13 protein-coding genes are annotated in these 24996 nt (G+C 70.4%); 6 read left to right on the top strand and 7 right to left on the bottom strand.

The features are described 5' to 3' along the window. Nucleotides 1-91 precede the first annotated feature (91 nt). Nucleotides 92-1354 (top strand): sensor histidine kinase, encoded by a 1263-nt coding sequence (locus tag ACZ63F_RS18040; RefSeq protein WP_469712507.1) that lies wholly within the window; start codon nt 92-94, stop codon nt 1352-1354. Further along, nucleotides 1327-1986 (top strand): response regulator, encoded by a 660-nt coding sequence (locus tag ACZ63F_RS18035; protein ID WP_450767209.1) that lies wholly within the window; start codon nt 1327-1329, stop codon nt 1984-1986. Before ACZ63F_RS18040 ends, ACZ63F_RS18035 begins: the two co-directional genes overlap by 28 nt. A gap of 336 nt (nt 1987-2322) precedes the next feature. On the opposite strand, the gene ACZ63F_RS18030 is transcribed toward ACZ63F_RS18035, so the two are convergent. Genes ACZ63F_RS18030 through ACZ63F_RS18015 form a run of 4 tightly spaced genes read right to left on the bottom strand, consistent with a single transcriptional unit; the run spans nt 2323 to nt 11694 of the window. Further along, the gene (locus tag ACZ63F_RS18030; protein ID WP_469712114.1) at nt 2323-5265 is read right to left on the bottom strand and encodes a pPIWI_RE module domain-containing protein; all 2943 of its coding nucleotides are present in this window, start codon (nt 5263-5265) and stop codon (nt 2323-2325) included. An 18-nt stretch (nt 5266-5283) separates the two neighbouring features. Continuing rightward, nucleotides 5284-8895 (bottom strand): pPIWI_RE_Z domain-containing protein, encoded by a 3612-nt coding sequence (locus ACZ63F_RS18025; RefSeq protein WP_469712113.1) that lies wholly within the window; start codon nt 8893-8895, stop codon nt 5284-5286. After that, nucleotides 8888-10069 (bottom strand): pPIWI_RE_Y domain-containing protein, encoded by a 1182-nt coding sequence (locus ACZ63F_RS18020; RefSeq protein ID WP_469712112.1) that lies wholly within the window; start codon nt 10067-10069, stop codon nt 8888-8890. Before ACZ63F_RS18020 ends, ACZ63F_RS18025 begins: the two co-directional genes overlap by 8 nt. Then, nucleotides 10066-11694, bottom strand: coding sequence for a PD-(D/E)XK nuclease family protein (locus ACZ63F_RS18015; RefSeq protein WP_469712110.1), 1629 nt, complete (start codon nt 11692-11694; stop codon nt 10066-10068). The genes ACZ63F_RS18020 and ACZ63F_RS18015 overlap by 4 nt, the downstream gene beginning before the upstream one ends. 146 nt (nt 11695-11840) lie before the next feature. Between ACZ63F_RS18015 and ACZ63F_RS18010 the strand changes: the two genes are divergently transcribed. Further along, nucleotides 11841-13370 (top strand): serine/threonine-protein kinase, encoded by a 1530-nt coding sequence (locus tag ACZ63F_RS18010; RefSeq protein ID WP_469712109.1) that lies wholly within the window; start codon nt 11841-11843, stop codon nt 13368-13370. Between the two features lie 96 nt (nt 13371-13466). Here ACZ63F_RS18010 and ACZ63F_RS18005 read toward each other — a convergent pair whose 3' ends face one another. After that, nucleotides 13467-15536: an N-6 DNA methylase gene (locus ACZ63F_RS18005; protein WP_469712108.1), complete on the bottom strand. Its 2070-nt coding sequence runs from the start codon at nt 15534-15536 to the stop codon at nt 13467-13469. A gap of 347 nt (nt 15537-15883) precedes the next feature. On the opposite strand from ACZ63F_RS18005, the gene ACZ63F_RS18000 reads away from it, so the two are divergent. Continuing rightward, nucleotides 15884-18466 (top strand): GmrSD restriction endonuclease domain-containing protein, encoded by a 2583-nt coding sequence (locus ACZ63F_RS18000; protein ID WP_469712106.1) that lies wholly within the window; start codon nt 15884-15886, stop codon nt 18464-18466. Nucleotides 18467-18578: 112 nt separating this feature from the next. Here the strand turns inward: ACZ63F_RS18000 and ACZ63F_RS17995 are convergent, their stop codons facing one another. Further along, nucleotides 18579-20729 carry a UvrD-helicase domain-containing protein gene (locus tag ACZ63F_RS17995; protein WP_469712104.1) on the bottom strand — a complete coding sequence of 717 codons (2151 nt, stop codon included), beginning with the start codon at nt 20727-20729 and terminating at the stop codon, nt 18579-18581. A gap of 138 nt (nt 20730-20867) precedes the next feature. Beyond that, nucleotides 20868-22220 (bottom strand): hypothetical protein, encoded by a 1353-nt coding sequence (locus ACZ63F_RS17990; RefSeq protein ID WP_469712103.1) that lies wholly within the window; start codon nt 22218-22220, stop codon nt 20868-20870. Nucleotides 22221-22368: 148 nt separating this feature from the next. On the opposite strand from ACZ63F_RS17990, the gene ACZ63F_RS17985 reads away from it, so the two are divergent. Then, entirely contained in the window at nt 22369-23313 is a 945-nt protein-coding gene (locus ACZ63F_RS17985; RefSeq protein ID WP_469712101.1) for a serine/threonine-protein kinase, read from the top strand. Between the two features lie 73 nt (nt 23314-23386). Next, nucleotides 23387-24982 carry a serine/threonine-protein kinase gene (locus tag ACZ63F_RS17980; RefSeq protein WP_469712100.1) on the top strand — a complete coding sequence of 532 codons (1596 nt, stop codon included), beginning with the start codon at nt 23387-23389 and terminating at the stop codon, nt 24980-24982. Nucleotides 24983-24996 lie beyond the last annotated feature (14 nt).

Genomic DNA, 24996 nt, shown 5'->3' with positions numbered 1-24996 from the left:
CCTACCCTCCGGGCTCACGCTGAACCGATGGCACCGGCGGTCCGGGCCTTCTACGGTGGCGCTCATGCACCCTCGCAATGTGTGGCAGGCCATGTCCCGGCCGGGCTTCCTGCTGTCGTCGTGGCCGTGGCGTTCGGTCGGCTATCTGCTCACCGGGGTGTCGGCCGGCGTCGTCGCCCTCGTGGGGCTCCTGGGAGCTGTGGCGGTGAGCGGCGCACTGGCGATCGTGCTGGTGGGGCTTCCTCTGCTCGTCGTCGTGGCCCTCGCCGGAATCCCCGTCGCCTGGGCGGAGCGGCACAGGCTGGCCCTGATCGACCGGGACCCGGCTCAGGACTGGCACCGCACGCCTGCCGCGAGGGGGCTGTGGTCCTGGGTGGCCACACGCCTGAGGGAACAGACGACCTGGCGGGAGCTCGGCTACGCCTTTCTCTTCGCCGGGCTGCTGTGGCCGGTCGACGCCGTCGCGATCACGGTCGGCCTGCTCGTCCCGCTGGCCTTGGTGGCGACACCGCTGCTGATGGCCACGGTCGGTGACGGCCAGGAGACCAAGGTGCTCAAGGCATGGACGGTCACCACTTGGCCAACGGCCTTCGGTATCGCCGTACTCGGGCTGCTGGCCCTGGTCCTGGGCGGCTATCTGCTGGGAGTCGCGGCCGGCGCCCGGGCCGAACTGACGCGTCTGCTGATCGCGCCGCGCGAGGGTGATCTGGGGGCCAGAGTCGTCGAACTGACGCGCTCGCGCGTCCGCCTGGTGGACGCCTTCGAGGCCGAGCGGCGGCGCATCGAGCGCGACCTGCACGACGGGGCGCAGCAGCGGCTCGTGGCGCTGACGATGACGCTCGGCCTGGCCCGCCTGGACGTCCCGCCCGGACCACTCGCCGACCAGCTCGCCAGGGCCCACGAGGAGGCGGGCAAGGCCCTCGCGGAACTGCGCGAACTCATCCACGGCATCCACCCCAAGGTGCTCACGGACTACGGCCTCGAAGCAGCGGTCGCCGACGCCGCGGACCGCTCCACGGTGCCCGTGGACGTCGACCTGGAACTGCCCGGACGGCTGCCCCTGGCGGTGGAGTCGGCCGCGTACTTCGTGGTCTGCGAAGCCCTCGCCAACATTGCCAAGCACAGCGGGGCGAGCCGAGCGGAGGTGACAGGTGGCCACCGTGAAGGGCGACTGTTCCTGCTGGTGCGGGACGACGGCCGGGGCGGCGCGGAGGCCGGAACCGGCAGTGGGCTGACCGGTCTTGCGGACCGGGTGTCGGTGCTGGATGGCAGACTTTCCCTGTCCAGTCCGCCCGGCGGACCGACCCTGTTGCGTGTGGAGTTTCCTTGCGAACGGACCGATCGCTCCGTGTAGTACTGGCCGAGGACAGCGTACTGTTGCGGGAGGGACTCATCGGATTGCTCCGCCGCTGCGGCCACGAGGTGGTCGCGGCCGTAGGGGATGCCACGACGCTGATCGCCGCGGTCGAGGAGCACCCCCCCGACATCGTGGTGACGGACGTGCGTATGCCGCCGGGCTTCCAGGACGAGGGACTGCACGCGGCGATACGGCTGCGCGAGAAGCGGCCCACCCTGCCGGTCTTGGTCCTCAGCCAGTATGTGCAGCGGACGTACGCCTCCGAACTGCTGGACTCCGGCGACGGAACGGGCGTCGGCTATCTGCTCAAGGACCGGGTAGGACAGGTCGAGGAGTTCATCGACGCCCTGTGGGAGGTCGCGGGCGGCGGCACCGTCGTCGATCCCGAAGTCGTACGACAGCTGCTGCGCCGGCGCCGCGATCCGCTGGAGCAGCTCACCCCACGCGAGCGGGAGGTCCTGGCTCTGATCGCCGAAGGAAAGTCGAACGGGGCGATCGCCCGCGAACTGGTCGTGTCCGAGGCAGCCGTCGGCAAGCACATCAGCAGCATCCTCACCAAGCTGAACCTGCCTCCGGCGGAGGAGACCCACCGAAGGGTGCTGGCGGTCCTCGCTTACTTGAGGGCGTGACGCCGAGAGCTACCTCCGCCGCCCGACCGCTGGCCTCGGTGGTTCCCATACGATGGTCCACCCCCCCCGGGTTTCTGCCCGTCACATCGACACAGGCCGCGCTTGCCTACGAGGAGCCGGTACAGGCCCAGAGAAGAGGGCTCGGCCGTTGGCTGCAGGTTCGAGTCATGGGCAAGGGGCCCAGAACATGGGAACAGAGCAACGCACAAGTGAAACGAGCCGAGCTGGCAATTGAGTCGATCGTCCAGCTGAAGCCATAGGCCTTACGAGCCCCAGCTCCGGGGCGCAGTCCCCGGAGCTAGCGGATGGTTCGGTGCGAACGCGGATGAAGTGGACCTACCGTTGCGATATTTGGGTTGCTGTCTCGTCGAACAGGGCCAACTGCTCCTGCTCGTCGTGCGGTTCCGGCTCCCGCTCCAGCCCCGGGGCTGCCCCGGCATCCGGTGAGGCATCGGCCGTGGCATCCGACGAGGGGCGCTCGTCCTCTGCGGCTCGGGTGGGCAGGACATACTCCTGCGCAAGACCGGCGAGATGCAGGGGCAGAGGCAGACTCAGCGCGTCTGGCAGATCGGGCGCCTGACGGAGCTGGTGCGCTGCGAGTGCCAGGGCCTCGGGAGAGTCGTCGTCCTCGGGATGACAGCCGAGTACTGTCAGCTCCACGAGACCCGGATTCCACGCGGCCTTGTCGGTGTCAACGGTCAGCTTCCCTTTCGTGTTCACTCGGGGGGCAAGCTTGTCGGCGGCCACCGACAGTTTGAAGGTCCGGGCCTTCGGGGTTGTGGACCAGAAGACGCGGGCCGTTTCCGGGGCGGCCGTAGGGGCTGTCCACAGATGGGCCGCGAGGCCGTTCGCCCCGTCTGGGTTTACGCCCCACCACTGCGCCGTTTCCCGCCCGCGTGACGTCCGTACCCGAACCAGCCGCAGATCCGGATCGAGGCGACGGGCGGGCGCGTGACCGTCACGGAACTTGTCGGCCACCACCTTGCTGTCCTGCAGCCAGGTCCAGTGCGAGCGCATGTTCTGGCCGTGGGCCAGCAACATCGTCGGCGTACCGCGCAGAGAGCGGCGCACCCTCTGCATCCACTCCTCGGTGGCTCGGCGCTGCTCGGCCATGTCCGCCCACCACGAAGGGTGGCGAGTGGCCGGAGTGCTGCCGTCGCGCGGGGCGGGCACTGTGCCTGCGGTCGGTACCTCCGCGCGCCTGGTCAGCCGCAGCAGCATCACCGGATACGGCACCCAGGCCCGGCCCTCGTCGTCCCAGCCCTCCACCCGGGCCAGGCCCTGCCCGGACGCCTCGGGTGTGACGAGTACCGCGACCGGCACATGCCCGGCCCAGCGCGTACGGCTGCGGCGGTTCTTGCGGACCATCCACACGGCTGCGTACCGCATACCCGAAGGGAGCCGCTCACCGAGACTGTGCTCGGGGTGGACCCGTACGCCGAGCTGCCGCAGACCGTCGTCCCACGCCTTGGCCGCGCGGAAGTCCTTGTTCTTCTCGCTGTTGTAGCCCTTGGCCTTCTTCGGCACCGCCATGAACTGGGTGAGCACACCGGCGTCCGCGCAACCGAGCCGCACAGCGAACTTGGCGTCGTGGTCGGGGGAGGTGAAGTCCGCGGCCCGGTCGATCTCCACCAGGGCGAGGGACGGAACGGAAGAGGGGGGGTCTTCCGCCACGAAAGCCGCCATCTCCCGCCGCCGGGCGCCGAGCGCGGTGGTCACCGCTTCACGTGAGTGCCAGGACGCCTCGGGCAGCGCCAGGTCGTGGCCCAGCGAGCGGGCGAGCTTGCGACAGTGCAGCCGAACCATGAGCTCCGGGGTCTGCCACTCCAGCACGACGGTGCTCTCGTAGGCGTGTGTCTCCTCCGGCGCCCCTCCGTCTCCCTTGAGGCCGAGATGGGCGATCAGCGCGGCCACTGCGGTGTCGCGCATTGCGGGTGTCTGCCAGAACAACCTGGTCTCCAGCAAGGGCAGTGCGTCGGGATCCGCGTCCGGGCTCAGGCAGCGCAGGGCGAAGGCGGCGCCCTTCCTGCGGGCCTCCGTCCGCTGCCGCTCCTCCATGGCCTTCTTCGTCGCATCCGACGGTTCCTGGCGCGGATTCGCGGGAGTGCTCCCGGATAGGCGCGTGTGCACCAAGGCCGGCGCCGGGCGCAGCTGAGCCGGCAGTGCCACTTCGGCCCACTCGACGATCCGGGAGCGCTGGTCGGGCATCAGACCGGTGCCCACCTCGTGCGACCCCATCGCGGTGCTGTGGACGACGGCGGCCCGCATCCCGTCCTCCAGCCACTCGGCCGGGGCGGTGAGGATGGACGCGGCGTCGGGGAATGACTCGGTCAGGGACATGCTGCGCAGCATCCCGGCAGGCCCGCCGCCCACCCAGTCGTGGCCGCCCTTGTCCCACGCGAGCCGGGCCAGCGCGAAGCGTTCGCTCGCCGGGGCCCCGGGCAGCCACGGCACCCGGGGGCGCAGCAGGACCGTGGTCCTGCGGCCGTACGGCAGATAGAGCCGCCCGGACCTGGCGCCCACCCGGGTGGCGTAGCGCCGGATGTGGGTGTGCAGGTGGAAGCGGGGCAGCGGGTCGAACGGCACCGTCTGGAGCGTGATGTTTAGAACGACGGAGAACCACTCGGAGCCCCGGCTGCCCTCGTGCTTCAGCGCCTGTGACACCAACTCGGCACCTTGATCGCGGGGCCCGCGCGGCATGGCGCTGAAGCGCAGCCGGCCCGCCCCGTAGTCGTACGGTTCGAGCTGTTCGAGGAGCCGCCGGGCCAGCCAGTCCGTCGTCAGCTGGAACTGCCGGGGATCCGGGGCTGCCGTGCCACCGGCGGCGGGCGGGCAGCGTAGCAACTCCACCTCGACACCTTCCTGCCACTCGGGAGGGTCCTCGAAGAGCGCCTCGCGGGTCTCGCTCAGCAGAGAGCGGTACTCGCGCTCCGGACGCAGATCCTTCAACCAGGCTCCGACGAGAGCCCGGAAAGCCTCAGTCGGCAGCGGATCGGGGATGTCGTCCGGGGCGTACAGCCAGAAATCCGGGTTCTCGCCCCTGTACGCGGAGGGGCGAGGACGCACCAGTACGTCGGGTGCGAGCGTCTGGATCACCTGGTCCATACGGAAGGTGGGTACCGTCTCCAGCGGCTTGTCGCGGCCCGCGTTGCACAGCGCGAGCAGCGGACCGCGCCACTGCTCCGGAAAGGGCAGAGCGCGGTACCGCCCCGTCAGCGAGGCGTCATGTGAGGCGGGCAGCCAGGAGGCGGTGCGGATGGAGTCGTAGCGCTGAGCCATGAGGGTGTCTCGTTTCGTTCAGGAGGTGTGGTGGGTGATGTCCCGCAGCGCCGTGTAGAGCGGCGCGTACAGCAGGCGGGCAACCGCGGGATCACTCGGATCGGGGCAGTCGGGCGGGAGGGTGCCTTCGCCGAAGTACGGGGCGAGGACGTCCCGCAACCCGGTCAGGAGCCCGTCCTCCTGCGGCAGCGGGGAGGAAACGGCACCGGGCGAGAGCAGTTCGGCGGTGTGCGGGGCGAAGCGGGCGTCGACGAAGACCACACGGGCCGGCACACCACCGCGCACCAGTCGGCCGATGACCTGCCAGATCGTCACCAGCTGGTCCCAGGTGAACGACCGCTTCTCGTGGTCGGACAGCCGGGAGTAGATGTATCGGCGGGACAGCAGCCTGCGCCACTCGGCGCGTGCCACGTGCCGGAACGCGAGCCCCGCCTCGTCGAGGTGCGCGGCGGCGACCGCCAGCTTGCCGAACGTGCCCTGGGCCAGTCCGGGTTCGTCGCGGGCGAAGCGGGCGGCCCAGTCGTTGATCGCGAACACGGCTAGTGCCAGGTCGTCCGGGCGCGGATGCGGACGTGCCAGGAAGAGGGCCGTGCCGAAGGCGGCGTTGCGCTGGGCGTTGAGGATGTTGTGGCCGCGCTCGACCGCCATGAGCGGGGCCACGAGGAGTTCCGCGCCGCGGTCCTCGGCGAAGGCGGCCAGGTCGCCGCGACGCAGCGCGGTGGCGCGCTCGGTGCCCGCGGGCACCGGACCCGTCCCGCGTACCGCCTGATCCAGGTCGGCGTCGTCGGAGGCCAGGACGCGGACGCGGCCGTGCCACCGATCCATGTCGTGCAGGACGTCCGCGACGGTGTTGGCCTCCTTGTAGCTGCCGACCAGCAGGATCGCCCGCCTTCGTCGGTCGTCGGCGATCTTCGCCAGTTCCTGTTCCAGGGGGCTCGGGGCACCGCCGCGGCCCGGGGAGCCGAGCCTGCTCGCCATTGCCCGCGCTGCCGCGGGCCTGGCCTTGGGCTCGGTGCCCGACAGGCTCATCGGGCGGCCCTCGTCGTCGTACAGGAAGTGGGTGGTGAAGACCGACTGGCTCACGGCTTCCAGCGAGCGCGGCGACGGCTTGAGCACGGCGTCTACCGGCGCCGGCACATGGGCGCGGGTGGAGGTCCCGGCCCAGCTCGTGCCGGACATCAACACCACGTGCGGTCCCCGGCGCCCGATGCCCGGGTCGGCTCCTACCTCGTGCAGTGAGAGCAGCAGTTCGCGGCCGACGCCGGCACAGCGGAAGAAGCGCAGGGTGCCGCTGTGCCGTCCGTCTGTATCGCGTTCCCGGTCGTCGGGCAAGTACTGGAAGCCCAGGACGTTACCCATGGGCGCCTCCGGGACCAGCGGGGCGTAGTCGAGGGGAGGACGACGGGAGAGCTCGTTGCCCGTCGAATCCAGGTGCAGGGCGGCCTCCACCTGCGGCCACAGGAAGACCAATCGGTCAAGACGGTGGTTCAGGGCACTCAGCAGGAGCATGAACTCCAGACGCCGGGCAGTGAGATCGAGCCAGGATTCGTCCTCCGCCCTCGCGGCGGCGGGGCTGTCGGCGAGCAGGGGACGCAGTACGGTCAGGACACGGGCGCGGGTGTCCGACGAGGACAGCGTGGCCAGCAGATCCTGGGCCAGCCGCACCAGATCGTCCGTGGTGTTCCCGTAGGGCCCCAGGCCGCCCAGCGGGTCGTCACGGAACGCGTCGAAGTGGCCGGTCAGTTCCCGACGGCGGGCGTCGGAATCGGGCCCCGACGGATCGGGTTGCGGAACGTCGTCCTCGTACGCCTCGAACAACTCCGCCTCATCGGCCACACCGTCGGGGGCGCCCGGTGTGCGCTCCGGCCTGAACCAGTCGCCCAGCAGCTTCTCCTGGAGCGTCCAGGGGCTGAAGTACTCGATGTCGGCCCACTCGCGCAGTTCCCCGTCGGAGATCAGCAGCTTGTACAGCCGGTCCGTTGCGGCGTGCACCACGGTCAGAGAGGCGGACCAGCGCTCGATCTCCTGGTCGGTGAGCGGCAGCCGGCCCTGCCGGGACAACTCCTCGATACGGTGCGTCTGCACCTGGTCAAGCCAGGACTCGGGGCCGGGCGAGACCAGTGTCGCCGACGGGGCGAAGATCTCGTCGAGTTTCATCTGCACCGAGTCGGCCTCGTCGACGATGATGATGTCACTGCGCAGGCAGGCCAGTTCCAGGTGGCGCAGCCGTTCGTCGCCCAGATGCCGAGGCACGGCCGTCTGCACCAGGCTCGCCGGGTTGGCCACCCAGATCCTGGCGTCGACGAGTTCGCGGGCCGCGCGGTGGCGCGGGCAGGCGTACCAGAGGGGGCATCCGTGGGGGGTGCCCTTGACATCAGGTGTGCGCGGCTGCGCGGCCCGATCCCTCTGTCCGGGGCGGTAGGGGTCCGGGAGCGGGACGGAGCCCGCCGGCTCGTTGCCGGTCTTCTCCGCTGGGCGCTTCTCGGGGTACAGCGAGGTGCAGGGGGCGTCCGCGAACCGCAGCGGCTGGGCCGCCTCGGTGCCGCGCAGGGCGTCCACCACGCAGACCGTGCTTAGGTCGTCGAAGCCCGGCGCGTCGTGGTCCAGCAGGTTGGCCCGGCCACGGGAGGCCTGCCTGCGGTGCAGCCGCTGCACATGCGTCTCACGCGTGGTGAGCCCCAGGACCGGAGTCGCGGCGAGCCCGACGTCGCGCAGCAGCGCACTGAGCCGCAGCTGCTCCGCCACATCGCCGACGACGAGCGTCGTCCGCAGTGCGGGCTCGTGCCGCGCACCCCATACGGCGATCAGCGTCATCAGTGTCGACTTGCCCGCGCCGACCATGCCCGCGAGATGCAGTAGCCCGTCCAGCCGCAGGTCACCGTCCTCGGAGAAGCCGAGCCCGTCCGCGTCCCTCGGCGCTATGTGGAGCTCGGAGAGCCGACTCTCCCAGTGTCCCGGGTGGTCGACCTCCTCCTCCCGCTCCACCCGGTCCATCCAGCGCGCGGTCTCCAGGAGGTCCGCCCTGGTCAGGGTGATCGGGGCGCCGCCCCCCGGACGCCCGGCCCCGGGGTTGTGGCCCGGTACCGGTTCGGGCCGCAGCCGTTCGGGCAGGGTGACCGAGACGGGGCGCCGCCGGTCGATGAAGGTGGCCCGCCCGGCGGGCGCGATCGGCAACTCCTTGCGGGCGATCGGGGGGAGTGCGGAGAGCGCAGCGTCGTACACAGCGATTCGGTCGGAGGCGGCGGCCGGTTCGCAGCGTCGTGCCGGGGCGTCGTCCGCGGGGACGGTGTAGGCGCGCAGCCGCTCGGGCAGGGCCGCATACGTTTCCAGGGCCTGCCACCAGGTACGACGCCGCCGCAACGTCCACAGCAGATGGCGGCCGGCGGCAAGCATCCCCTCGTGCTCGGAGGTCACCGCGATACCGCGGGCCCGTGCGAAGGGATAGCCGCCGAAGAGCACATACGCCCCGCGGGCCGGTTCTTCCGGCGCGAGGCGCTCCAACAGCCGGAGCGCCAGTTCGACCTGGCAGAGCAGAGCGGGCTTCACCCCGGACAGTTCGGGGGGCACTTCGGCCCACAGTCGGGCGAGCTCCCTGCTGACCGGTTTGTGCCAGCTGTCGCGGTCACGCATCGTGGGCCTCCTGCCGTCCGCCAGACCGGCTTCCCCGCATGCGGGTCCGGGCGCGGGCGATCAGTTCGGTGTCGGTGAGCAGTGGCAGGTTCCGGGCCGCCGCGGGGCGGTTGCGCTCGTACGAGGTGACGTAGTTGGCCCGGTCGTCCACGCGGGCCTGGGGCACCACCCAGAACGCCTCGTCGTACGGGGGCTCGGGCGGAACGGGACGTGCGGCCCGGCCGAGGAAGGCGGGATGCGCCCAGTCCTTCACGTCGACCGCCCACACCCAGCCGTCGGGGAAGGTGACGTGCACGTCGTACGCGTCGTACGCGGGCCACATCCGCACCCGCAACCCGAGCGCCGACAGCCGCGCCTCCAGCTCCGCTTCGGCCCGTCCCGGACCGGTGACGAACTGGCGCAGCGGCCGTTCGAGCTGGAGCAGCCCGCCGGCCTCCTCCTTGAGGATGCGGCGCCCCACCGGCGGCGGGCCGAGGCGGCGGCAGCGGTCCCGCTCGCACCACCAGCCGCCGCCGTGCAGCGGGGTCAGCAGGGTGAGGCAGCGGCCGCAGACCGCGTAGCCGTCACCACGAAGGTAGCTCTCCGGGACGGGCTGGTAGATACGCCGCAGCAGTTCTTTGACCGGGTCGAGGACGTGATCCATCGAGACCGCGAACTCCTCGGCCGCGGTGAGTACGGGCCGGGTGACCAGCAGCCGCCGGAACTCGGTGTACGCGTCCTCCTCGCCGTGTTCGCGGCACAGCCGCAGTGCGGCCCGGATGATTTCCCGGTCGCGCAGGGCGAGGGCGCTGTCCTGCGTCTGCTCCGCCCATTCGTGGCACAGCTCGGTCGGCCGTGAGGAGTCCGGGTCCAGCAGCAGGTCCCCGGGGCCCACGGCGTCGGCGGGAAGGTCGACCGGCCAGTCGGCCACGGGACGTTGCCGACACCATGACAGCAGGTCGGGGAGGCTCGCCGGAGGCTCAGCGCCCCGCTCCAGACAGGCGAGCACGGTCCGGTCCAGGGCGCGCTGGACCTCGGGCGCATACGGCAGGGTGAAGGCTTCGAGTCCGGTCGCGGCGTCTAGCGCGGTCAGGGCCGAGGCCAATGTGCGCATCAGAGGGATGCCATGGTGGGCGGACCAGTCGACGGCGGGGTAGGGCAGGGCGTCGTCCAGGCTCTCGGGCACGGTGCTCACCCGGCCTTCAAGTGGGCGCGTCCGGCGGCGCAGTGCAGGAGCATCTCGCAGCCCGCGCAGTGGTCCCCCGTCGCCGGCGCGTACGTCTCGTCTACGGCCCAGGGACCCGCCAGCCCGGCGATGATCCGGCGTGCCTCGGCCTGGGTGTCGGGGTCGCCGGGGTCAATCTCCTCGCAGCCCGACCCGTCCCCGTACAGCAGTTCCAGTTCGATCAGTGACCGGCGTGGATCGCCACCGGGCACGTTCGCCGCCATCAGCAGAACCGCGAAGGGGAGTTGTGGATACGTCTCCATCAGCTCCCGCCCCTCCCAGGGACGCCGGGCGGCTGTCTTCGTCTCGTGCCAGATCCAGCCGCCGGAACGGGTGTAGAGCAGATCGGGGTCGGCGATGAGGACCACGTCCAGCTCGGGGTCGTACGCCGTCAGACGCGGTTGCACCCGCACGGTCTCGCCGGGTGCCAGGCCGTCCAGCGGACAATCGAGCAAGTGCTGGGCGAGCATGGCGAGAGCGGTGGGCTGTTCGGTCTCGGGCAGCCCCGGAAAAGCGTCCGGCAGGGTGGCTCCGCGGCAGCCGCCCTGCTTGTGCCGTTCGTTGAGCCAGTCGTCGACCGCCCGCCCCCTGCGGACGGGCTCGCTCTCCGGTTCGCCGGACCGCAGGTGCAGCACCCGGGTGAGGTGGAACAGTGCCGGGCAGCGGGCATGGACCCGAAGATCGGTGGCCGAGACCGACCGGCGCTTGCGGGGACGCCGCGGTCCCGCCACCCCCAGCAGCCCGGCCGCCCGGGGCGGCTGGGAGCAGCCCGACAGGGCCTCGCACCGCTCGCACCCTGAACCGGGGTTGAGCCGGTCGTCCGCGACCACGCGGGCCAGCACGGGTTTGGCATGCCGCGCGAACTCATGTGCCGTGCGGTCGGTGTCCCAGTCCGCGAGCACCCTGTGCTCACCGTTCCCGCAGCCGACGCCGATCACCCGGACCTGCCGTGGACGGGCTGTGATGCCCGCCGCGGGGCGGTGGACGTCACCGAAGGCGGCCCGTGAGGGAACGCCGTCGGCGGTGACGGCCGCCGCTTCGGCGATCTCGGCGGCGGGGCGGTCTTCCTTGACGGAGTTCACGGACAGCAGCCACAGTTCGCGCTCCGAAGCGTCGGCGGAAGCGTACCGCCGTCCCCAGGCGGTGCGTTCGTACCGCGTTGCTCCGCGGTCGTCCGGTGTGTCCCTCTGCGTGATGGCAGTCCACTGAGCGCGGACGGCGATCGTTGCGGGGCGCCCGAGCGCGCGGCGGCCGGTTTCGGACAGCTTACGTGCCTTCAGGTAGTTGCGCACGGCCATTTCGGCCCAACTGGCATGCGCGGTATGCCATTTCGTGCTGCCGTGGAGCCGTCGCAGTGCCGTCTCCGGATCCACCCCGTCGTACTCGATGAGGTCCAGGGTGCGCATGACGGGACCGAGTGCGAAGTCCTCGATGGGTTTGCGGCGCGGCCGTTCCGGCACCTGCCGGACGAACGGCCGTGCCCGCAGGGCGTTGCCCCGTGGGCAGTCCTGCGGATCCTCCCGCAGCAGCGGCAGCGAGGTGCGGATGAGTCCGGTGTTGCCATCGGTGCCGGGTGGGAGCGGATGGAGCGTCACGACGTTCCCTTCGCGACGGAGTTGGGAAAGGCGGTCACCCCAAGGAGAGCGTACGTCTGTGAACTAAGTCAAGGCACTTTTTTGTTCTGCTCTTGTGAACCGTTATCGTGGGTGCGGCACAGTGCCGTGGTGAACCGGGGGTACGGGTGGAATCCGGCGAAGTCCTCGACGGCCGCTTCCGTATAGAAGAAGCGCTCGATCAAGGGGGCATGGGAAGCATCTGGACGGCGACGGAGACCGCCACGGAGCGGCTCGTCGCGGTCAAGGTGCTGCGCCTCGACGCTTACACGCAGGGCCGGTTCACGCCGGCTGAGCGCACGCGGCGCCGCGTTGAACTGCTGAAGCGGTTCGAGCGCGAGGGAGCGGTCCTCGAAGAGCTGGACCACCCCGCCATCCCGCGTCTGCTGCATCGCGGCTACCGCCAGGAGGAGCCGTACCTCGTCATGGAGTACGTCGATGGGCCCAGCCTGCGCGAACTCCTCGACCTGCGCCGCCCGTTTCCCTTCGGTGCGGCCGTCGCGGTCGCCGCCCAGATCGCCGAGGCCCTCGGCCACGCCCACACCAATGGCGTGGTGCACCGGGACCTCAAGCCCGGCAACGTGGTGATCGCCGCCGAGGACGGAACGGCGAAGCTGCTCGACTTCGGCATCGCCCACCTGACCGACCCTGACGCCACGCGCTACACGGCGCTCGGTGCCACCCCCGGCAGCGCCGGTTACATGGCGCCGGAGCAGCTCCGCGGCCAGCAGGACGTCTCCGCCGCGGTGGACCTCTACGCGTTCGGCTGTGTGCTGTTCGAATTGCTCACAGGCGAGAAGCCATTCGAGGACAAGCCGGATCGGAACAAGGATGCACAGCACCTCGAAGACCTACCGCCCCGCGTCCGGGACATCAACCTCGGCATTCCCGAGGACCTCGACGATCTCGTGTGGGACCTGCTTGGCAAGACACCTGCCGACCGTCCGGCAAGTATCGGCGAAGCCCTTGCCGTACTGCGCGGATACCTGCCCGTACCCGGCGACCCCGGACCCGACCCGGAGTTGCACCCGGACCCCACGGCCCGGTACCGGCTGGGCGGAGCAGGCCTCGCCTTCGGGCATGCCGGGCCGATGGGGAAGGCGGACGCTGTCGGGCGTGCCGACCGCGTCCGCCGCGGGGGCTCCCGTCGTTCCGTGCGGCGACGCGGCCTCTGGCTGGGACGCAGGGAATTCGCGGACCTGATCGCCCTGGCCAGGGCGGAACTTGCGGCGACCGGACACGGTGCCGAATGCGAACGGCTTGCTTCGGTGCTCGCTCGCGCTGTGTCCGAGTGGGGGCTCCAGGAACCCGCTGTTACGGAAGCCCACCTGGTGTGCGGCGATGCCGCGCGCCTCGACGGCGGCACCGGCCGCGCCAAGGAGCTCTACGAGAAGGTGGTCGCGCTCGGCGACCGGCAGGAACCCCGCCACGGTGCACTGACGCTGGAGGCGCGGCTGGGCGTGGCGGAATGCCAGATCCCCGAGGGGGACCTGCGGACCGCGCTTGAGGAGTGGCGCCGGACCGCCTCGGAAACGCTGAATCTCACCTCGCCCCCGGCTCACTTGGTCGAACGGTGCCGTGAGGTCGCACTCGAACTGAGCGAGCGCGGCTTCGGAGCCGAGGTCTCTTCCCTGGTCCGCCGCCTGGCCGAGCTGTAGGGGCTTCCGGCAATTGCGGCTGGCCCGCTGACCAGTGGCGGCGGTGCCAGGTGCGGTGGCCCGGCTGGGGGACGGTGGCAGAACCGGGTACGGCGGTCAGGTCCGCGGCAACCGGCCGTGGGCCAACAGATCACCGAGCGAACGGACGAGTTCGCCTCCCACCTGGCGAATCCCCTGGAGTTCCCTCTCGAACGTCGTGATCCTCCGGTAGATCTCTCCGTACCGTCGTTGCTCCTCCAGGGAGAACCGGGGCACCCGCAGCCGCCGTACATCCACACGGGACGTGGTGGACGCGTGGGTGCCCGCCTGGCGGGCATTGTCGGGAGCCCGTAGGCAGCCCGCCAGGAACCAGGGATCGAGGACCGAAGGGTCCACGCGCAGAGCGCAGAGCTGCGGCCCGAGAACCGACGGAGCCTCAGTGTCCACATGGACGTCGAAGTCCCGCGCCAGCACCGACAGGACCACATCCTGCGAAGCGGTGACGGTCAGTGCACCGCTCTTCTCGCCGCGCGCCACCTCCGCCGCCGGGAGCCAGAGCTCAGGGCCCCCAGGTCGACGAAGACCGGTCAGCACCCGTGTCCCGTCCGCCGGAGGCACACCGCGCTCCACTTCCGCCTCGGGCAGCGTCTGCCCGCCACGGATCTCCAGGGCTCCGGCCCGTTCCAGCTCGGCGACGGTGATCAGCGGCGCGATGTCGCCGGCTTCGACCGGCTCCAGGGCCGACAGCGCGCCCGCGGCGTCATGGAGTTCACTCGCATGGGCGTCGAACAGGGTCCAGGACCGTCGCATGTCCACGAGGTCGGCGGTGTGGCTGCGTGGAATGTGCCGAGCCGGTGTGAGGTCCACCGCCTCGTCCAGCAGATCGATGACCGGAACCATCACGCTTCCCGGCCCGCCCGATCCCCGGAGGGCCTTCACCACCTGCTCCGTGATCCGCTTCCAGTCGACATTGCTGCCACCGGTTCCACCGCTCCCGCTCCCGGTGCCGCTCTGCCCGGCCACGGTGTCCACCAGGGTCACCTCGCCCGGGGAAGCCCCGGGTTCCCCGCCGGTACCCGCTGAGCGGAGCACCCACAGATGGAGGCCCACCCCGTACGGAGGTGCGGCGCCGGGTGGCAGGGCGATCACGGTCTGCAACACCCCGGCGCGCAGCAGGCCGGCCCGGATGCGCCGGCCGGCCCGCCGCGCCGCGACCGCGGGCGGCAGCACCACGACCCCGACCCCTTCCGGGGCCAGCGCGGCGGCGATGTGCTGGACCCACGCCAGTTCGGATTCTGTGCGCGACGGCTGGCCGTACACCCAGCGCGGGTCCGTCGCGAGTTCCGCGTGTCCCCAGTCCCGCTCGTTCGACGGCGGGTTGCAGAGGATCACGTCGGCCTGTACGTCCGCCTGAGCATCGGCGCGCAGGGTGTCGGCCGCTGTCACCGTGACCTCCGGCAGGGCCGACCCTGTGTATCCAGTGGCGGCCAGCCGTGCTCGCGTCAGGGAGGCGAGCACCGGGTCGCTGTCCTGTCCCCGTAGCTCGGCCAGTCCCGAGCCGTCCCATCGCCGTCCCGCCGCCAGCAGCAGGGACCCCGTGCCGCACGCAGGATCGAGAACGACCCGTACGTCTTCCTCATGGACCGCCGAAGCGATCTTCGCGATGAGGTCAGCGAGCGGTGGGGGAGTGACGGCGACCTGCCGTACGTGCGTACGCAGCCACCGCTCCAGAAGGAAACCGAAGGTCTCGGTAGCGCCTTTGGCCTCGGCCAGGTGCAGGGTGCGCTCCAAGAGAGCGGACTGCCGCCCGTCAAGACCGGACCGCCCCGCGCCGAGCGCCGACGTGGTGGCTTGACCACTGTCCTTCGGCACGGAGGGCTCCCCGTACAACCGCAGACCCACCTCCGCGACGAGGAGTCCCATCGCATCTCGGTCGCCCAGTGCCTCGTACTCCGGCCACAAACGTTCCAGCGGCCCCACGCTGGCCTTGAGCTTTCCTTCCCGGTGCAGCCAGGCCTCGACCTCCGCCAGCGAGAACAGCGGACTCGCATCCGTGCCTCCTACCGGTGCGGGGAAGGTCTCGTGGCGCCGCCGCCAGTTGCTGACCGCGGCACGCCCCACCCCCGCGATCCGCGCGACCTCGGCGAGGGGCACGGAGATGGTGGCGGACTCTGCGGACTCGGGCATCGGACTCTCTCCGGGAGGGGCACAGACCTGCTGTGTGGGGCCCGGCCTACGCTACCGACACGTAGCGCATAGGGCCATGTGTAGTTTGACTCAGTTTACGGACGCATCGATGACAGCCGAAGTCCTCGCGAAGCCCTGGACCAGCCCGATGAGACCAACACAATGGCTCCCACAAGGCCCCGCCGAAGTCTTACAGGCACCCGGAAGAGCAGACAGAGGCGGGCGGCAGTCGATCGTCGGTATGACTGATCGACCTGTGCCGCTACTGATCGAGTCAGGGCAGAGGACAGCCCCGCGCCCATAGTGGAATATGGGTCGTCCGGGACTCAGTTGGGGGAAAGACGCGCGTGCACGCTCAGGAAACCACGTTCAACGAGCTCGTCCAGGGCGAGAAGCAGTACCAGGTGCCGCTCTACCAGCGGACTTACAGCTGGCAACGGGAGGAGCTGCAGCAACTCTGGGACGACGTGCAGGAACTGGTCGACGAGCAGTTGGAAGGACGCGTTCCCGCAGCACATTTCCTCGGCTCCGTCGTACTGGCGCCGGGCCGGATCACCGCGGGCGGCATGCAGCGCTGGCTCGTCGTCGACGGGCAGCAGCGGCTAACCACCCTCATGCTCGCCTTCACCGCGCTGCGTGACCGCCACAGGGAACGCGGCGCGGAGCAGAAGGCCGAGCGCATCCACGACCTGGTGCTGGTCAACAAGTACCGAAGCGGCGATGACCACTACCGCCTCCTGCCGACGCAGGCGGACCGCGATGCCTTCACCGCCTGCGTCGAGAGCTCACCCAGGGCCGGTGGCCCCGGCAACGTGGGGGCCGCCTACCGGTTCTTCCTGGGCGCCCTCGCCGAGGGCGAGGAGAACGGAGGTGAGGCGTGGACGGACGCGGTGGAGACCGTGCTCAGCGGACTGCTGTCGATTGTGGAGATCACCGCGGCGGAGGGCGACAACGTCTACCGGATCTTCGAGTCGATCAACAACACCGGGGTCGGACTCAGCCAGAGCGACCTGCTGCGCAACTACCTCTTCATGTGCCTGCCGACCCGCGGTGAGTCGGTTTACCGCAGCCTCTGGTTGCCCATGCAGGAACGGCTGGGCCCCGCCAACCTCGAACTCCTCGTCTGGCTCGACCTGGTGGTGGCCGGCAACAGCCGGGCCAAGCAGAGCGAGATCTACCGCGACCAGAAGAAGCGCCTGGAACCCCTGAGTTCCGACGAGGCGGCCCTGGAGGCCGAGATCGCCTCCCTCGCACGGCGGGCGGAACGCCTGATGCGCATCCTGGAACCCGAGCGGGAGCCCGACCCGGACCTGCGCGAAGTGCTGGAGCGGCTGTCCCGGTGGGGCGGCCAGACCCACTACCCGCTTGCGCTCCACCTGCTCGATCGCGTGGACGACGGACAGGCCACACCCCACCAGGCCGCCCGGGCACTGGCGTACGCCGAGAGCTACATGGTGCGGCGCCTCTTCACCGGGTACTCCACTACGGGCAGCAACCGCGTGTTCATGGAGATGCCCAAGGAGATGGAGAAGGACGACGACCCGGCTGAGGCCGTACGAACCTTCCTGTCGAAGAACAAGACGGGCGCCCGTGTCTGGCCCGACGACGACGCCGTCCGCGAGGCCATCCGCACCCGGCCCTTCTACAAGGCGGGCCGCAGCAACCAGCGGTTCCAGGTGCTGCGCAGGCTGGAGGAGAGCTACGGAGCCAGCGAACCGGTCGACTACGCCAAGGCGCGTCTGACCGTCGAGCACGTGCTGCCGCAGAGCCCCGCCCACCAGTGGCTGGACCTGCTCGCTGAGGAGACCGAGGACGGACAGGGACCGGAGGAACTCCACGCCCTCCTGGTCCACACACTGGGCAACCTGACCCTCTCGGCGGACAACGCGAAGCTGTCAAACCACCCGTTCCGCCGCAAGCAGGAGATCCTGGACTTCAGCGCTCTGCGGATGAATCAGGAGATCGCCGGGCGGGAGCGGTGGGGGAAGGCGGAGATCCTCGACCGGGCCGCCGACCTGGCCGACCGGGCGGTGCGGCTGTGGCCCGGCCCCGTCGCGGGCACAGCCCCTGTGGACGACGAGTGGTCCGGCTGGAAGGAGCTGCGGGCCGCGCTCCTCGCCATGCCTGCCGGAACATGGACGACGTACGGCGATGTAGCGGCGCTCATCGGCACCCATGCCGTCCCGGTCGGCCAGCACCTGGCGTCCAAGGCGGGTCTGCACGGCGCCTACCGGGTGCTGACGGCGGACGGCCGCGTCTCGGCGGGCTTCAGGTGGCCGGACGGCCAGGAGTCGGGGGACGCGCGGACACGCCTGGAAGCCGAGGGCGTCCCCTTCGACGACTCGGGCCGGGCCCGTCGCTCCCACCGGCTGACCACCGCCGACCTGGCGGCGCTGCTCGGCAAGGACATCGCCGAGGAGGCCGAGCCGTCACCGCAGGCCGACGACGAGCAGCAGACGGCGGCCGGCCGCTTCGAGACGCAACTGCGCGAGAACCAGACCAAGGAGACCCTCGACGGCGTCCTGGGCGCCCTGCGCTTCTGGGAGCAGCAGGGTGGCCACCTTGCCTACGGCAGGGCGAGCGAGACCAGTTGCTTCCCCACGGTACGTTTCGGCAGCGAACCCGGTTCTCGCGCGCTATGGCCCCTGGCGATCTACCCGGTCTCCGGCACGGTTGAGGTCGTCTTCCAGTATCTGAAGCGGCGTCCCCCGTTCGACGACGAGCCGCTGCGGCGCGAGCTGATGACCCGGCTGAACGACATCGAGGGCATCGACCTGGCCGAGGCCAAACTCGACCTGCGCCCGTCCTTCGCGGTGGAGGTCTTCGCCGAGCACAGCGACGAGATCTGCGCGGTGCTGGAGTGGTTCGCGCACACGGTGGCCCTCGCCGAGGCCCGCCGTATGGCGGACGAGGATCCCGGCACCCTCTGATACTCGGCAGTGCCCAGGTGGCGGGTGGGGCGTTCGGAATCCGCGGCCCCACCCGCGTCGCGCCGCCCTTGCACGCAGCGCTTCCCGCGGGCGCCAGGGGGCGCTGCGGGCGTCAGGGGTGGGGGTTCGTTACCGGCGCCAGGAATGGGCTGGGAGCGCCGTGCCAGGATACGCGGAGCGCCTCGCGCGCCCGTGTGCAGGCCACGAACAGCAGGCTCAGCTCGCTGTTCATGTCCTCCTGGTGCTGCTGGGCGTCGACCTCGACGGCGGTGACGGCCGACTTCATCGGCACGGTTCCGTCGCTGACGCCTGCCACGGCGACGCAGCGGAACTCCAGCCCCTTCATCCGGTGCATGGTCCCGATCCGCACACCGGGGCCTCCGCGCCCGGAGCCGAGCACGCACGCCGCGATGCCGGCCCGCTCCAGAGCCTGTGCGATGTCCCGCCCCAGCTGGATGAAGCGCACCGCCACCCCGATGTCCTCAGCTTCCACTCCCGAGCCGGTCCAGTCCCGTACCCGGGCCACCAGCGCCTCGATCTCCTCGGGTTTGGTGGTGTAACCGGCCGTCGTGGGCCGCTCCCCGTGCATGGCGGAGCGGTACCCGGCCAGCGTCTCGTCCCCGCCGTCCATGTCGTCGGGCTCCTCGCCGGTCAACAGCGAGGAGGACCACGCCAGGATCTCCTGCGTCGTGCGGTAGTTGATCCGCAGCCGGTGCGACCGCCCGACGACCTGGATGCCGAGCGAGCGCAGCGACACCCGGTTCCCGTAGATCCGCTGGTAGGTGTCCCCGGCGAGGAACAGATCGTCTGGACCGGGGGGTACCAGGGCACGCAGGAACCGCCACTGCGCGGGGTGCAGATCCTGCGCCTCATCGACCACGACATGGCGGTACGGCCGCTCCTCCCGATCGTCCAGGATGCGTGCAGCCTCCGCGCACACCTGCAGGAACGTCCACTCGCCCGCCTCGCGCAACTGCTCCTCGAACGCGGAGACAGCCCGCCATACCTGAAGGCGCTTCAGGGGCGGGAGCGCGGTGCCGCGACCGGTGCGCGGCGCCTTCAGGTACTCCTCCGGGGCTGTCAGGGACTGCGCCAGGATGATCTGACGCCATTCCTGGTCGAGGAAGACGTCCGCGAAGTCGATCCCCAGCCGCCGCGCGATCCGCGCCCAGCGAGCGGTGATCTCCTTCTGGTCGAAGACCAGCTTCAGGGGTGTGCCGCCACGCTCCGCCCGGACGATCTCGTTGGCCAGTGCGTCGACATTGACCACCCGTATCCTCGCCCGGACGTCCTCCTCCTTGACCAGCAGCCCGAGACAGCGCTCCAACTCGGCGGCGAGATCCTTGGTGTACGTGGTGAGCAGGACGCACCCTTCGGGGGCGTCCGCGGGCAGTCGTCGCGCCAGGTGGTACGCCCGGTGCAGGGCGACCACGGTCTTCCCGGTGCCGGGCCCGCCAGTCACCCGCGCCGGGCCGGCGTAGCCCTCGTGGTACGCCACCCGATACTGGCTCGGGTGCAGGAAGACCCGCCACGCGTCGAACGGGCGCTCCAGGATTCCCTGCAGTTCGACGGGGCCCGACACGAGCGTGACCCGGCCGCGTGAACGGGCCATCGCGGTCCCCAGCTCATCACCGTCGTCGGCTGAAGGAGCCTGCGCGGCCGTCCGGGCGTACGCCTGAACCAGTTCCCGGTCGATGGCCTCGGGCTTCATACCGGTCGCGAGCCCAAGCAGCACGTCGTACTGCTGCTCCGGCAGCACCTTGTGCAGAGCCTCCAGGTGATCCTCGTCTGGAATCAGCCGGATGATCGGCAGGATCTCCTCGTCCACGCCGAGGCTGCGCAGCACCTTGTCCGGGTACTCGGAGGCGGGGAACAGACGGGACGGTTCCTCGGCGGCCAGCGCCCGCAGCCCGGCCGTGGCCCGTTCCAGTGCCACGTCGTTGCGTATCTCGATGCCCTGGGTCGCCTCGTTCACCGACGCGCGGTGCTTGGCGGCCCAGTCGTTGGCCTTGTCGTGGGGGAGCACCTTCAGCAGCAGATAACTGCTGCCCGACTCCGCCTTCAGAACCACGCCCCGCCAGAAGTCGGTGATGCGGATGGTCCGCAGCCGCGGATCCTTCTGGTGCGTGAGCTTCTCCAGATGCAGTCCCGCGTGTGTGGCTGATGCGAACTTCTCGAACACCTCGAAGACGCGTTTCTGGACGGGTTTCTCCAGCGCCGCGAACTCCAGAAGGAAGTCGCGGTGCATGCCCAGCGTCGCCATCCGTGCCCCTCCGCCTGCTCAGGCGTTCCCCTCCAGGAACTGCGAACACCTTACTGACCGGATCCGACCCAGGAGGCAGGTCCGTACGCGCTATGGGCAGAGGCAGGGTGATGCGCCGCCCAGCCGGCCCGGTGCGCGTCAGTTGACTCGACGGTTGCCGGGCGGAACCTCGCTCCGGTGCATCCCGACGACGACCGAGCCTGGCCCCCCGACGGACAGGCTCTCGCGTATCAGGTCGATGACGTAGTCCCAACTGGTTCCGCGCGTGCCGATCCACCCGTCCCTGAGCAATGTGGTGAAGGTGGTGTTGTTCAGATACCGGGGAACCGATTCCTCGACGATGCGTGTCCCGCTGGCCGGTCCAGCGGACTCGGGGCGCTGGAGCAGCTCCCGGAAATGCTCTCGCGTGAGGTACATGCCGGGTATGAGGGCTGCCGAATTCATCATGAAGGGAACGGTCCGGCACAGCTTGACCATGCTGGGCGTGTCAACCAGGCGTGGGTCTCCCGGAGTCCTCGAGTTCTGGCGGCCCGCCCGAGCCAGCTCGTCCCCGGCTCTACAGTCGTCGTCCACGGCTTCCATCCGCTTCAACTCCCGCTCACCGGTGCCGTCGTGCCAATAGACCCAGCTGCGTCCACTCTGGCGCATGCGCTTGTACTGGACCGTCGCCACGCTGCGAGCGTGTTCGTTCACGTAGATCATGTCGACGCCCATGACGGCCTCGGCGTTTGTCCGGTTGGCGTTGTACACGAACAACCGGTGGGGGGATTCGGAGTTGCGGCGGTAGATCCGCCAGCCGACGTGCACGGCGTCCTCTCCCTCCATGCCGGGGAAGCGCAGGTAGTCATGGACGATCTGCTGGTCCTCGATCTGCCGGAGAGCGGGCAGCCCTTCGAGGAAGGGGACGGAACGGGAACGGGGCTCGTTCTCACCGAGCGGCGGCTGCCATGCTTCCAGCGGGTCGCGATCCGCGCCGAACGCCTCAAGGAGGGTGCCCACGGCGTCCTTCTCGAGGCTCAGCCGTTCTCCCACCTCCCCGGTCGGAGGGTTGGCTCCCAGACTGTTCTCCAGGCCGTCCAGCGTCTCGTTGAGTTCTGGCCGCAGGCGCCGGACCGCGTTGAGCAAGTTGTCGCCCGCCGCAGGAGACATGCGGCCGTCGTCGCCGAGAAATCGGCGGCTGGCGCCCATGGCGCCCTCGAGATCAACGAGGGGCAGTGGCAAGTGGAGTGTCGTGAAGTCGCGCGTGAGCAGGGCTCGTTCGTATGTCCCCGACCGTCTGCCTGGGAAGACGCTGCCCACCCCGATGATCCTGCGCTGCTCATAGCGGGCGTGACGGTCCGTGAAGAAGGCGAGGCACCATACGCGCGGCTTTCTCCAGTCCTTGTGCGGGTACGCGAAGGTCCGCTCACCGCGGATCAGCCATGCTGGAGGTTTCTCGGGGAGCCGCTCCATCATCAGCGCAGTGCTGTGCACCAGAGCGACGGCGACCATCTGTGACCTCCTGGATCTTGTGGGACTGGAGGCCCATATTGTTGGACAGGTCCCCAGCCGCCACGACGAAGTAGCTGCCAATCGGTCATGTGAATGGCGATGATTCGACGGTGACGGCGCTGGCGGAGCCAGGTTCAGGAGGAAGATCGTGCACGCAATCGGCCAGGGCACCGTGCTCGGCGACCGCTATGCGTTGGATCGTCCCCTCGGACGCGGCAGCATGGGGCAGGTCTGGCAGGGACGCGACTTGCACCTGGAGCGCCCGATCGCCGTCAAGATCGTCGCCGCGGAACTTTTCGCCGAGGCGGAGGACCGCGACCGGGCGCGGCGCAGATTCGTACGGGAGGCGAAGGCCGCGGCGGCGCTCGACAGCGCCAACATCGCCACCGTCTACGACGCGGCCGTCGCCGGTGACACCCACTGGCTCGTGATGCAGCTCGTCGACGGGGCGACGCTCGGCACGCTCATTGACGAGGCCGAGGAAGAACGACTGGACGTGGCGTCCGCGGCGGCAGTCGCCGCCCAGATCTGCTCCGGCCTCGCCGCCGCGCACGCCGCCGGTCTCGTCCACCGCGACCTGAAGCCCGAGAACGTCATGATCCGTCGCGACGGCGTGGTGAAGATCCTGGACTTCGGGCTGGTGAAACTGATGGCGGACGACGGTCCGAAGCTGACCGCCACCGGTGAACAGCCCGGCAATCTCCGCTACGCGTCGCCCGAGCTGCTGTCGGGTGAAGCGGTGCTCGACGGGCGCAGTGACCTGTACAGCGTCGGCTGTCTGCTGCACCACATGCTCGCCGGAACGCCGCCGTTCCCCGGGGAACGGCCGATGGCCGTCCTGCGCGGGCATCTGCACGACGCGCCGCCCAGTCTCTCCGCGGTGGGCGTACCGGTACCGGAGGCGCTCCAGGAACTGCTCCTCGCCCTCCTGGCCAAGGATTGCGAGGACCGGCCTGCCTCGGCCGCCGAGGTGTACGGCGCGCTCGGACCGTGGCTGCCCACCGCCCGCCCGGGACCCGGCACCCTGCACGGCTTCGCCCCCGAGGACCCGCGCCGCCCGTTCGTGCTCCCGCATGGTCCGTACCCGGTGTGACCGACCGGTCACCGATCGCGTGAGAATATGCCGTACGGGCGACCGCGCGACTGGGTAGGGGGCCGAGTACGGCGTGACACGACGGATCAGAGGACACTACGAGCTGATCGACCGCCTGGGCCGCGGCGGTATGGGCGAGGTGTGGTCGGCCCGGGATCTACGGCTGGACCGGCCCGTCGCGGTCAAGTTCCTGGCGGCGGGCGGCCACGGCATCGACCTCGACCGCATGGAGCGGCGCTTCCAGCGCGAGGCCCGCCTCACCGCCCGGATCCGCCACGCAGGCGTGCCGGTCGTCCACGAGTCGGGTCGGCTCGACGGGGACGACGGCGACGGCCTGTACCTCGTCATGGAACTCGTGCGTGGCGACACACTCTCCCGGCTCCTCAAGCAGAACGGCCCCTTCCCGATCCACCTCGCCGCCGCGGTCGCCGCACAGACGGCCGACGCCCTGGCGCACGCCCACCGCATCGGCGTCGTCCACCGTGACCTGAAGCCGTCCAATCTGATGCTCACGCCGGACGGCACGGTGAAGGTGCTCGACTTCGGCATCGCGGCGGCCATGGAGCCCGACCCCGACGAACCCCGGCTCACCCGCACCCAGGAAGTGCTGGGCACGCCCGGGTTCATCTCACCGGAACAGGCGGACGGCGGGAAGGCGACGGAGCGCAGCGACCTGTACGCCCTGGGCTGCGTGCTGTACGAGATCCTGGCGGGCTGCCCGCCCTTCACCGCGGGTACGGCCGTCGCACTCCTCTACCGGCACGCGTACGAGGAACCGCCCCCACTCCGTGATCTGCGCGGTGCCATACCCGCGGACTTCACCTCTCTGGTCATGCGGCTGCTGGCCAAGTCCCCCGACGACCGCCCGTCGGCGGAAGAGGTCCACGGCGAGGCACGCGCCTGGCTTGCCCGACCGCCCGGCCGGGCCGTCCCCGGAGGCATGCCCGCTGTCCCCAGAGGCATGTCCGCCGGGCCGGACAGTGCGGCAGCCACCGGATCCGGCGCCCTGCGGCCCGCTTCCGTCTTCGCGTCGCCTCCCGCCGGCCGTGCCCCGTCCCGACCGCTCCCCGTCCCACGCCCCGCGCCCACCGGAGAAACGGCCCCGGCCGCCGCAGTGCCCCAGGAGATCCTCGACCAGGCCGCCCGGGGGGACTACGCGGGGGCCGCCGCCTCACTGGAGCGGCGACTGCGCGGGGCGGGCCGCCCGCTCGACGACGCCGAGTCCGTGGCGGCGCGGCTCACGCTGTGCGACCTGCTGATGAAGGCCGAGGAGTTCACCCGCGCCTACGACGGCTTCTCCGCCCTCGGCGGCGCGCTCCGCCGCAGCCGCCCCGCGACCGACCCCGACGTACTGGCCTGCCGGGCCGGCGCGGCCACGTGCCTGGCCGAGCTGGGGCGCACCACTGAAGCGCTGCACGAGTTCGAGGACCTCCTGCCTGCGCAGCGGAACGCCTTCGGCGCCGCCGACCCGGATGTGTGCGACACCAGGTTCCGGATCGGCTCGCTCGTCGCCCGGACGGGAAGGCTGCGCGAGGCGCGAGACCAGCTCACCGCCCTGCGGCAGGAGCAGCAGCGGATTCTCCCGGTCGACGACGAACGCCACGCGCGGACGGATAGCCTGATCGCCAGGCTGGATCGGATGCTCACCGACCCTGGAGGCCGTGCGTGAACTGAGTTCACGCG

It is taken from the genome of Streptomyces sp. NPDC104761 (assembly GCF_055583445.1).
This window is presented reverse-complemented; position numbering and strand designations above follow the sequence as displayed.

What these genes read in the sequence shown, in the direction of transcription:
- ACZ63F_RS18025 (WP_469712113.1), bottom strand. Translation starts at nt 8,895, where the DNA reads ATGCGTGACCGCGACAGCTGGCACAAACCGGTCAGCAGGGAGCTCGCC.
- ACZ63F_RS17995 (WP_469712104.1), bottom strand. Translation starts at nt 20,729, where the DNA reads ATGGCGACGCTGGGCATGCACCGCGACTTCCTTCTGGAGTTCGCGGCG.
- ACZ63F_RS18030 (WP_469712114.1), bottom strand. Translation starts at nt 5,265, where the DNA reads ATGGCTCAGCGCTACGACTCCATCCGCACCGCCTCCTGGCTGCCCGCC.
- ACZ63F_RS18040 (WP_469712507.1), top strand. Translation starts at nt 92, where the DNA reads ATGTCCCGGCCGGGCTTCCTGCTGTCGTCGTGGCCGTGGCGTTCGGTC.
- ACZ63F_RS18005 (WP_469712108.1), bottom strand. Translation starts at nt 15,536, where the DNA reads ATGCCCGAGTCCGCAGAGTCCGCCACCATCTCCGTGCCCCTCGCCGAG.
- ACZ63F_RS17990 (WP_469712103.1), bottom strand. Translation starts at nt 22,220, where the DNA reads ATGGTCGCCGTCGCTCTGGTGCACAGCACTGCGCTGATGATGGAGCGG.